The organism is Methylobacterium sp. Leaf104 (genome assembly GCF_001422885.1).
Taxonomy (GTDB): domain Bacteria; phylum Pseudomonadota; class Alphaproteobacteria; order Rhizobiales; family Beijerinckiaceae; genus Methylobacterium.
Genome location: NZ_LMMZ01000035.1, coordinates 1 through 1,100 on the forward strand (window position 1 = coordinate 1; position 1,100 = coordinate 1,100).

At 74.8% G+C, this 1,100-nt stretch carries 2 protein-coding genes; both read right to left on the minus strand.

The window, feature by feature from the left end; translation table 11 throughout:
* Positions 1-61 precede the first annotated feature (61 nt).
* Positions 62-691 (minus strand): sugar nucleotide-binding protein, encoded by a 630-nt coding sequence (locus ASF49_RS17085; protein ID WP_082511384.1) that lies wholly within the window; start codon positions 689-691, stop codon positions 62-64.
* 21 nt (positions 692-712) lie between these two features.
* A partial coding sequence (locus tag ASF49_RS17090) for a GDP-mannose 4,6-dehydratase (protein ID WP_200930081.1) occupies positions 713-1,100 on the minus strand: 388 nt, incomplete at its 5' end.

The window sequence follows — 1,100 nt, forward strand, 5'->3', positions numbered from 1 at the left end:
CCATGCTGATCACCATCGCGCTGATGGCCATTCGACGGGTGGCTCGTGGCCAGCCCGCCGATCATCCGTTTTCGAGGTACTCTGCTTTCGATGCCGGCCTGGTCAGGCGGGCATCGTCGGAAGAACCAGTGTCTGCGCGTTGGCGGCGCGCGGCGCCTTGGGACCCTCCAGCCAGCCCCGGTGCGGGCTCACCACCCAGGCGGTGCGGATGATGGCAGCCCCGGTGCGGGCTCACCACCCAGGCGGTGCGGATGATGGCGTGGCGCGGGTTGGCGCTGCGCACCGCGATCTCGCCGGCCGCCTTGCTGGCCCCGTAGACGCTCTGCGGGTTGACCGGCCTGTCGGGGGTGCAGGGGGCCTCGGTCCGTCCGTCGAAGACGTAGTCGGTGGAGACGTGCACGAGGGGGATGCCGGCCCGGGCGGTGGCCGCGGCGAGGAGCGCGGGCGCCACCGCGTTCAGGCTCCAGGCCGCGGCGATCTCGCTCTCGGCCCTGTCGACCGCGGTGTAGGCGGCCGCGTTGACCACCGCCGCGTAGGGGCGCGCGCCGAGAGCGGCCGCGATCGCGGCGGCGTCGGTGACGTCGAGGGCCGTGCGGCTCGGGGCGTGCAGGCGGGTGCCCGCGTCCCAGAGCGCCGGCGCCTGCAGCGCGGTGCCGACCTGTCCGGCCCCGCCGAGGATCAGGATGTTCATGGTCTCGGGCATCGGCGCGGCTCAGGCGCGGCCGGCGGGGGCGGTGCCGAGGCCGAGGCGCTCGCCGGTGTAGCGGCCCTCGCGGATCGGGCGCCACCAGGCCTCGTTGGCGAGGTACCAGCGCACGGTCTCCTCCAGGGCCCGCTCGAAGTCCTGGGTCGGGTGCCAGCCGAGCTCGGCCTCGGCCTTGGACGGGTCGATGGCGTAGCGCCGGTCGTGGCCGGGCCGGTCGGCGACGTAGGTGATCAGTCGCTCGTGGGGGGCCTGCTCCGGGCGCAGGCGGTCGAAGGCGGCGCAGAGCGCCTGGACCACGGCGAGGTTGTTGCGCACCGCGCGCCCGCCGAGCAGGTAGGTCTCGCCGACCCGGCCCCGCTCCAGCACGGCCACGAGGCCGCAAGGGCATGGTCCT